This window comes from Achromobacter mucicolens, from assembly GCF_902859725.1.
GTDB classification, from domain to species: Bacteria; Pseudomonadota; Gammaproteobacteria; order Burkholderiales; family Burkholderiaceae_B; genus Achromobacter; species Achromobacter mucicolens.
In genome coordinates this window covers 138,751-147,098 of record NZ_CADIJP010000015.1, presented here as the reverse complement: position 1 = coordinate 147,098, position 8,348 = coordinate 138,751, and the positions used below count along the sequence as shown (strand labels likewise).

The window sequence follows — 8,348 nt, the reverse complement described above, 5'->3', positions numbered from 1 at the left end:
CGTGTAGATGCGCCCGAGGGAATCTGAAGGGAAGGCCGAAGGCCTGGACGAAGATGACGAAGGGGGAGTCCGGAGCGAAGGCTCCGGACCGCAATCGTAGCCCCGCGCGCCCCAGGCCGACGACGCGCCGGGCGTCTTAAGAACGGCACCGAGGCATCATGAAGGTGTCAGACACCCGGCCACGACCGCCGTGCAATGACGACTGTCTCCTGCGGGTGTCAGACACCTGCCGAACAAGACACCCGACAATCATGAGAGTGCCAGAAAACCACTTCAGCAAACCCGCCAAAAAAACCAAACAAAACGCAGCCATAAGCACCAAAGGCCCGCCGCTCCAGCCCCCCGGTGCCGGCCGGGCAGCAAAAGCGGCGAACCTTCGGTACACCGTCAAACCGAATAACGAGTTACTGCGCAGGCACCACCGCAGTCACTTCAATCTCGACCTTCGCGCGATCCTCCACCAGATCGGCAACCTCCACCGCCGTCATCGCCGGGAAATGCCGGCCGATCAGCTCACGGTAGTGCTTGCCGATGCCCGGATAAGCCGCCACGTATTCATCCTTGTCCGTCACATACCACGTCATCCGCACGATATGTTCCGGCTTCGCCCCGCCCTCGGCCAGGATCTGCACGATGTTCAGCAGCGCCTGGCGCACCTGGTCCGCGAAGTCATCGGACTCGAACTGCTGCTGCCCGTTCCAGCCCACCTGTCCGCCTACGAACACCAGCTTGCTGCCCACCTGCATCTCGGTCAGCACACCATTCGAATAGCCCCGGGGCGCCATCCAATCCGGCGGTTGCAGAATCTTCATAACGTCTCATCCTATTGATCAAATAAACAAACCACAGGGTGGCGCCCGCTTATGCCGCGGTTGCCAGATAATCCTGCATGCGTTCCCGCAGATCCGCGGGCAGCGGCATCGACTTCATCGTCCGCAGATCCACCGTCACGATCGTCAGCGTCGCCGACAACCGCAACTGCCCGTCAGGCCCTTCAAAGCGCACCAGCGCCTTGAACGACGCCCCGCCGATACGTTGCACCGAAAGCGTCTGGCGCAGCTTCTCGTGCCAGCGGCTTGGCGCGCTGAAATCGCACGTCACAGATGCCATCGGCGTGCCGATGTGCCGCTCCACGTGCAGCGCATGAAATGGCAGCCCCATTCCCTTGTCGAACCACTCCTCGACGAAATCATTGATCATCTCGAAATAGCGCGGATAGAACACGATGCCCGCCGGGTCGCAATGCCGGAAGCGGACTTCTACCTGACTCACGAAGGGTGCTGCCATGATGTTTCCTTGTTGCCGATTGCCTGCTTATGCCATCTTGCGCAGCGCAAAGCGCTGCAGCTTGCCGGTTTCCGTGCGCGGCAACGCGTCCACGAACTCGATCGCGCGCGGATACTTGTAGGGCGCAATGTTCGCCTTCACGAACGTCTGCATCGCCGTCACCAGTTCCGCGCTTGGCGCAAAACCCGGCTTGAGCACCACAAACGCCTTCACCACCTGCCCGCGCTCGTCATCCATCGCGCCCACCACCCCGCATTCCGCCACCGCCTCGTGGCGCAGCAGCGCGTCCTCGACTTCCGGGCCCGCGATGTTGTAGCCTGCCGACACGATCATGTCGTCGTTGCGCGCCTGATAGAACAGATAGCCGTCGTCGTCCTGCACGAACGTATCGCCCGGCAGATTCCAGCCGTTCTGCACAAAGCGGCGCTGGCGGTCATCCGCCAGATAACGGCAGCCCGTCGGCCCCTTGATCGCCAGGCGGCCCACCGTGCCATTGGGCACCGGCTTCATCTCGTCGTCCACGATCTGCGCCACATAGCCTGGCACCACGCGGCCGATTGCGCCACGGCGCACCGACTCCGGCGGGCTCGACACGAACACGTGGATCATCTCCGTGCCCCCGATCCCGTCGATCATCTCGATCCCCGTTGCATCCTTCCAGAGCTGGCGCGTCGCATCCGGCAGCGCCTCGCCCGCCGACACACTCTTCTTCAGCGACGACAGATCGAATTTTCCCACCAGCGCCGCCATCTGCCGGTAGAAGGTCGGCGCCGTGAACACGATCGTCGCGCGGAATTCCTGGATCAGTTCCAGAAGGCTCTCCGGCGACAGCTTCTCGGCCAGCACCGTGCTGGCGCCCACCCGCAGCGGAAAGCACAACAGCCCGCCCAGGCCGAACGTGAACGCCAGCGGCGGCGTGCCGCAGAAAATGTCGTCCGGCCCCGGCTTGATCACATGCTTGGGGAACAGGTCGCACATCGCCAGCACGTCGCGATGAAAATGCATGCAGCCCTTGGGCGCGCCCGTCGTGCCGCTGGTGAACGCAATCAGGCACACATCGTCGGCCGCCGTATCGCAGGCCTCGAACGTATCCGGCTTGCCGGCGGCCAGCGTATCCAGCGCATCGGCTGCCGTGTCATTGAAATACATGACCTGCGCCAGACCCGGGCAATGGTTCTCGTGGTCCGGCTGCGCGCAGAACTGCGCCTCGTCCTTCAGGCGCACGTCGCACAGCACCGCCTGGATCTGCGCCTTCTCGATGATCTGCTTCAGTTCCTTCGAACGCAGCAGCGGCATCGTCGGCACCGTCACCAGGCCCGCCTTGATCGCGGCCAGCCACGACGCCGCCATCATCGGATTGTTCGGCCCGCGCAACAGCAGGCGATTGCCCGGCACCAGCTTCATGTCCTCGGTCAGTACATGCGCGATGCGGTTGGTCAGCGCCGCCAGTTCCCGATAGGTCATCGACGCCTGCTTGCCGTCCTGGCGCCAGCGCAAGGCCACGCGGTCGCCGTGGCCGCGCCCGACCATGGCGTCCACCAGTTCCACCGCGCAATTGAAACGCTTCGGATAGGCCACGTCGGGGCCGTCCAGCAGGAACTCAGGCCATTGTTCGCCCGGGGGCAGGTTGTCCCGGGCGAAGGTGTCGATGTGGGCGGATACTTCCATGAAAATTCCCCTTGGCTAGTGCGATGCGGTTTACGTTGCAAAAGGCAGGCGCTCGATGGCCCCTTTACGCCTTCAGCAGTTCACGGGCGATGATCAACTTTTGAACTTCCGTGGCGCCTTCGTAGATACGCAGCGCTCTGATTTCCCTGTAAAGCTTCTCCACCGGCATCCCCGACACCACGCCCGCGCCACCGAACATCTGCAAGGCCCGGTCAATCACGGTCTGCGCCGACTCGGTGGCCGTCATCTTGGCCATCGCGGCTTCGCGCGTGGTGCGCAGCTTCTGCACGTCGCGCATCCACGCGGCGCGGTACGTCAGCAGCGCCGAGGCATCGATGGCGGTCGCCATGTCGCCCAGCGCGGCTTGCGTCAGTTGCAGGTCGGCCAGCGTCTGGCCGAACATGCGGCGCGTCTTGGCGCGCGCCAATCCTTCATCCAGCGCCCGGCGCGCAAACCCCAGCGCCGCCGCCGCCACCGATGCGCGGAAGATGTCCAGCGTCATCATGGCCAGCTTGAATCCCTGCCCCGCGTCGCCCAGCCGGTGCGTGGCCGGCACGCGGCAGTTGTCGAACGTGATTGTCGCCAGCGGGTGCGGCGCGATCAGGTCGATGCGCTCCGAAACCTCGAACCCCGGCGTATCCGCATCCACCACGAACGCGCTGATGCCGCGCGCCCCCGGCGCTTCGCCCGTGCGCGCAAAGACGCAATAGAAGTCCGCGATGCCGCCGTTGGAGATCCACGTCTTGGCGCCGTTCAGCACGTAATGGTCGCCGTCAAGCTTGGCCTCGCACGCCAGCGCCGCCACGTCCGAGCCCGCATCGGGTTCGGACAGCGCGAAGGCCGCAATCGCCTCGCCGCGCGCCACGCGCGGCAAGTAATGCTGGCGCAGCGCATCCGAGCCCATCAGCGAAATCGCGCCGCTGCCCAGCCCCTGCATCGCAAACGCAAAGTCCGCCAGCCCTTCATGGCGGGCAAACGTCTCGCGCAGGATGCACACCGCGCGGGAATCGACCTCGGGCAGCGCGCCGCCCCAGGCCCCGCCCGGGCCGCCCGCCACCGCATACCGCAGCCAGCCGGCCTGGCCCATGGCCTTGACCAGCTTCCTGCACGCCGCGTCCGCATCGTGATGGTCCACGTCGCCCAGCGATTGCTCGCACCAGGCGTCGACCTCATGCGCCAGCTTGCGATGCGCGTCGTCAAAAAAGGGCCAGTCCAGCCAGCTTGCGTCGCGCATCGTCAATTCCCCTCGAAGACAGGCTTTTGCTTGGCCACGAAGGCCTCGTAGGCGCGATGGAAATCGCGCGTCTGCATGCAGATGGCCTGCGCCTCGGCTTCGGCCTCGATGGCTTCGTCCACGCCCATGTTCCATTCCTGATGCAGCAGCTTCTTGGTCACGCCGTGCGCGAAGGTCGGACCCGCAGCCAACTGCGCCGCCAGCGCCTGCGCCGCTTCCAGCAGCTTGCCGGACTCGTGCAGCGCATTGAAAAAGCCCCAGCTCGCGCCCTCGTCCGCCGTCATCGCGCGGCCCGTGTACAGCAGCTCGGAAGCGCGACCCTGGCCGATCATGCGCGGCAGCAGCGTGCACGCGCCCATGTCGGCGCCCGCCAGACCCACACGGGTGAAGAGGAACGCGGTGCGCGCCGCCGGCGTGCCCAACCGCATGTCCGAGGCCAGCGCCACCATCGCGCCCGCGCCGGCGCACACGCCGTCCACCGCCGCCACGATGGGCTGCGGGCACGCCCGCATTGCCTTGACCAGATCACCCGTCATGCGCGTGAAGTCCAGGAGTTCCGGCATGCTCATCTTCGTGAGCGGGCCGATGATCTCGTGCACATCACCGCCCGAGCAGAAATTGCCGCCCGCGCCCGTCACCACCACCACCTTGATGTCGGTGGCATACACCAGCGACCGGAAGAAATCGCGCAGCTCCGCGTACGAATCGAACGTCAGCGGGTTCTTGCGCTCGGGACGGTTCAGCGTGATGGTGCCGACCTTGCCGTCGTCCGACACCTGCCACAGGAACGTCTTCGCCTGGTAACCGGCGATGGGACGCTTGTGATGCTTCATGGTGTGTTCTTCGGGCTGGGTGCTCATGGTGTCTCCGTTCGTGAATGCTGGGTGGTTGGGGCGCCGGGCTCAGCCGGTCATCACTTCGCCGCCGTCGACGGCGATCGCCTGGCCGTTGATGGAAGCGGAGGCCGGCAGCGCCAGCCACGCGACCGTCTCGGCCACTTCCTCGGGCTGCACCAGGCGGCCCTGCGGGTTGCGCTCGGCCAGCTTCAGGCGAGCGGCGTCCGGCGTCATGCCGGTCTTCTCAACGATGTTGGCCACCGCACCGCGCACGATGTCGGTCTCGGTGTAGCCGGGGCAGACGGCATTGACCGTCACGCCCTTTTGCGCCGTTTCCAGCGCTAGCGACCGGGTCAGCCCGATCACACCGTGCTTGGCGGCGCAGTAGGCACTTACATACCCATAGCCGATCAGGCCCGCGGTGCTGGCCACGTTGATGACGCGGCCCCACTTTTCCTGCAGCATTCCCGGCAGCGCGGCCTGGATGCAGTGGAACGTGCCGGTCAGGTTGACGGCCAGCATCTGGTTCCACAGCGCCGCGTCCGTGCGGTCGAACCGCTGGCTGACCGCCTGGCCCGCATTGTTCACCAGCACCAGCACCGGACCGAACTCGGTCTCGGCCTGCGCGAAGGCCGCGCGCACCGACGCCTCGTCGGCGATGTCGGCACTGACCGCCTGCACCTGACCCAGCCGGGCCAGTTCGTCGGTCGCGGCGTCCAGCGCGCCGCCGTCGCGGCCCAGCAGCGTGACGCGGGCGCCGCGCTGCAGCAGCGACCGTGCGCTGGCCAGGCCGATACCGCGCGCGCCGCCCGTCACCAGCGCGTGACGCCCGGCAAGCGGTAACGGTTGTGCATTCATTTGATGTCCAGTTGCGCCATGGCGGCGGCGCGTTCGAAGTTGGTTTCCAGCTGGCGCTTGCCCGCAAAATACTGGCTCGGCCACGACACATCAACATAGCCCACCCGCGCCGCTTCGCGCAGCGTCCAGGAGGCGTCAGCCAAATGGGGACGCGCCAGCGCGCACAGGTCCGCGCGGCCCGAGGCGATGATGCCGTTGGCGTGGTCGGCCTCGAAGATGGCGCCCACTGCAATCGTGGGAATGCCCGCTTCGTTGCGGACGCGGTCGGCAAACGGCGTCTGGAACATGCGGCCGTACACCGGCTTTTCTTCCTTGCTGACCTGACCGGACGAACAATCGATCATGTCGGCGCCCGCCGCCTTGAAGTGACGCGCGATCTCGACCGCGTCGTCCGCGGTGATGCCGCCTTCCACCCAATCGCTGGCCGAGATCCGCACCGACATCGGCTTGTCTTCGGGCCACACCGCGCGCACCGCATGGAAGACCTCCAGCGGGAAGCGCAGGCGGTTCTCCAGGCTGCCGCCGTACTCGTCTTCGCGCTGGTTCGTCAGCGGCGAAATGAAACTGGACAACAGGTAACCGTGCGCGCAGTGCAGCTCCAGCCAGTCAAAGCCGGCCGCCGCCGCGCGGCGCGCGGCCGCCACGAAGTTGTCGCGCACCTGATCCATGTCCTCGCGCGTCATGGCGCGCGGCGTCTGCGACACGCCTTCGATGTACGGCAGCGCCGACGCCGAGACCAGCGGCCAGTTGCCTTCGGCCAGCGGATGATCGATCTTCTGCCAGCCCAGCTGCGTCGACCCCTTGCGGCCCGCGTGACCCAGCTGCATGCCGATGCGCGCATCGCTGTTGCCGTGCACGAAATTCACGATGCGGGCAAACGCCTGCTGCTGCTCGTCGTTCCACAGGCCCGGGCACCCCGGGGTGATGCGGCCGTCCGGCGACACGCAGGTCATTTCCACCATCACCAGCCCCGCCCCGCCCATGGCGCGCGCGCCCAGGTGAACCAGGTGGAAGTCGCCCGGCACCCCGTCCGTGCACGAGTACATGGCCATCGGCGACACCAGGATCCGGTTCTTCAGCCGCACGCCGCGCACCTGATACGGCGTCAACATCGGAATGGCCGGACGCCGGCCCTCGGGCGTGGCGGCGCCGGCGCGTTCGGCGATCCAGCGCTCAAAACCTTCCAGCCAGGCCGGGTCGCGCAGACGCAGGTTCTCGTGCGAGATACGCTGCGAACGGGTCAGCAGCGAATAGGCGAATTGCTCGGGTTCCAGCTCGGCGTAACGCTCGACGTTCTCAAACCATTCGGTGGAATTGCGGGCCGCGTTCTGGATCTTCAACACCTCGACGCTGCGCACTTCCTCGTAGTGATGCAGGCCCGCCTCCACGCTGCCTTCCGCGCCGCTCAGGCAGCGCGCCAGCTCAATCGCGTCTTCCAGCGCCAGCTTGGTGCCGGAGCCGATGGAAAAGTGCGCGGTGTGCGCCGCATCGCCCATCAGCACGACCGGCACCCGGCGCGTGCCGCGCGCGGTTTCCAGATCGTTCCAATGGACCCACGTATTGCAGATGACCCGCGGGAAGCGGATCCAGATCGCCGAGCCGCGCAAGTGCGAGGCGTTGCTGATGAGCTTGTTGCCATCCAGCCAGGGCGCGAACAGCTTCTCGCAGTACGCGATGCCCTCTTCCTGGCTCATCTGCTCGATGCCGGCGGCCTGCCAGGTTTCCTCGGGTGTTTCCACGATGAACGTGGACATCCCGTCTTCGTAGCGGTATGCGTGCGCCTGGAACCAGCCGTGCTCGGTCTGCACGAAGGCAAAGGTGAACGCGTCGAACACCTTTTTCGTGCCCAGCCACACGAAGCGGCAGCGGCGCTGATCGATATCGGGATGGAACGTGTCCGCGTAGCGGGTGCGGATCTGGCTGTTGATGCCGTCCGAGGCAATGACGAGGTCGGCATCGTACTCGCGGGCGATGGCCTGATCATCCTGAACGAAGTTCTCGAACACAAGCTTGACGCCAACATCCTCGCAACGCGCCTGCAGGATGTTCAGGAGCTTCTTGCGGCCAATGCCGATGAAGCCGTGACCGCTGGTGCGGATGCTGCGTCCCTTGAAATGGATGTCGATGTCATCCCAATGGTTGAACGCATCGCCAATGGTTTGCGCCGAGACCGGATCGGCCTCACGCAGGTTCTGCATGGTGGCGTCGGAGAACACCACGCCCCAGCCAAAAGTGTCATACGGACGGTTGCGTTCGATGACGGTGACTTCGTTGGCGGGATTCTGCAGTTTCATGAGCAGACCGAAATACAGGCCGGCGGGACCGCCGCCGATGCAGACTATCTTCATTGCCGTATACGCTCCAAGTACGCGACAGTCGCTCTTGGTGCTGGAGCGGAAGCCGCAGATATTTAGGTCTGGATAGTTTAGGCTTGAAATATATACCTGAAGTTGTGGGTGTGCAAA

At 65.4% G+C, this 8,348-nt stretch carries 7 protein-coding genes; all 7 read right to left on the bottom strand.

The genetic code is table 11. The features are described 5' to 3' along the window. Positions 1 to 404 precede the first annotated feature (404 nt). The 7 genes from HV786_RS19485 to HV786_RS19455 all read right to left on the bottom strand — a co-directional run bounded on the left by HV786_RS19485 (position 405) and on the right by HV786_RS19455 (position 8,231). Positions 405 to 812 carry a RidA family protein gene (locus HV786_RS19485; protein WP_056564551.1) on the bottom strand — a complete coding sequence of 136 codons (408 nt, stop codon included), beginning with the start codon at positions 810 to 812 and terminating at the stop codon, positions 405 to 407. 49 nt (positions 813 to 861) lie between these two features. Next, positions 862 to 1,287 carry an acyl-CoA thioesterase gene (locus HV786_RS19480; protein ID WP_062841615.1) on the bottom strand — a complete coding sequence of 142 codons (426 nt, stop codon included), beginning with the start codon at positions 1,285 to 1,287 and terminating at the stop codon, positions 862 to 864. A gap of 27 nt (positions 1,288 to 1,314) precedes the next feature. Beyond that, complete coding sequence (locus tag HV786_RS19475; protein WP_056327449.1) at positions 1,315 to 2,955, bottom strand: AMP-binding protein; 1,641 nt, start codon at positions 2,953 to 2,955, stop codon at positions 1,315 to 1,317. Positions 2,956 to 3,019: 64 nt separating this feature from the next. Then, positions 3,020 to 4,189 (bottom strand): acyl-CoA dehydrogenase family protein, encoded by a 1,170-nt coding sequence (locus HV786_RS19470; RefSeq protein ID WP_056327452.1) that lies wholly within the window; start codon positions 4,187 to 4,189, stop codon positions 3,020 to 3,022. 2 nt (positions 4,190 to 4,191) lie between these two features. After that, positions 4,192 to 5,049, bottom strand: coding sequence for an enoyl-CoA hydratase family protein (locus tag HV786_RS19465; protein WP_175211604.1), 858 nt, complete (start codon positions 5,047 to 5,049; stop codon positions 4,192 to 4,194). A gap of 42 nt (positions 5,050 to 5,091) precedes the next feature. Beyond that, the gene (locus HV786_RS19460) at positions 5,092 to 5,883 is read right to left on the bottom strand and encodes an SDR family NAD(P)-dependent oxidoreductase (RefSeq protein ID WP_062841619.1); all 792 of its coding nucleotides are present in this window, start codon (positions 5,881 to 5,883) and stop codon (positions 5,092 to 5,094) included. Then, a complete protein-coding gene (locus HV786_RS19455) occupies positions 5,880 to 8,231 on the bottom strand; it encodes a bifunctional salicylyl-CoA 5-hydroxylase/oxidoreductase (RefSeq protein ID WP_128829867.1) in 2,352 nt (783 codons plus the stop codon). Before HV786_RS19455 ends, HV786_RS19460 begins: the two co-directional genes overlap by 4 nt. Positions 8,232 to 8,348 lie beyond the last annotated feature (117 nt).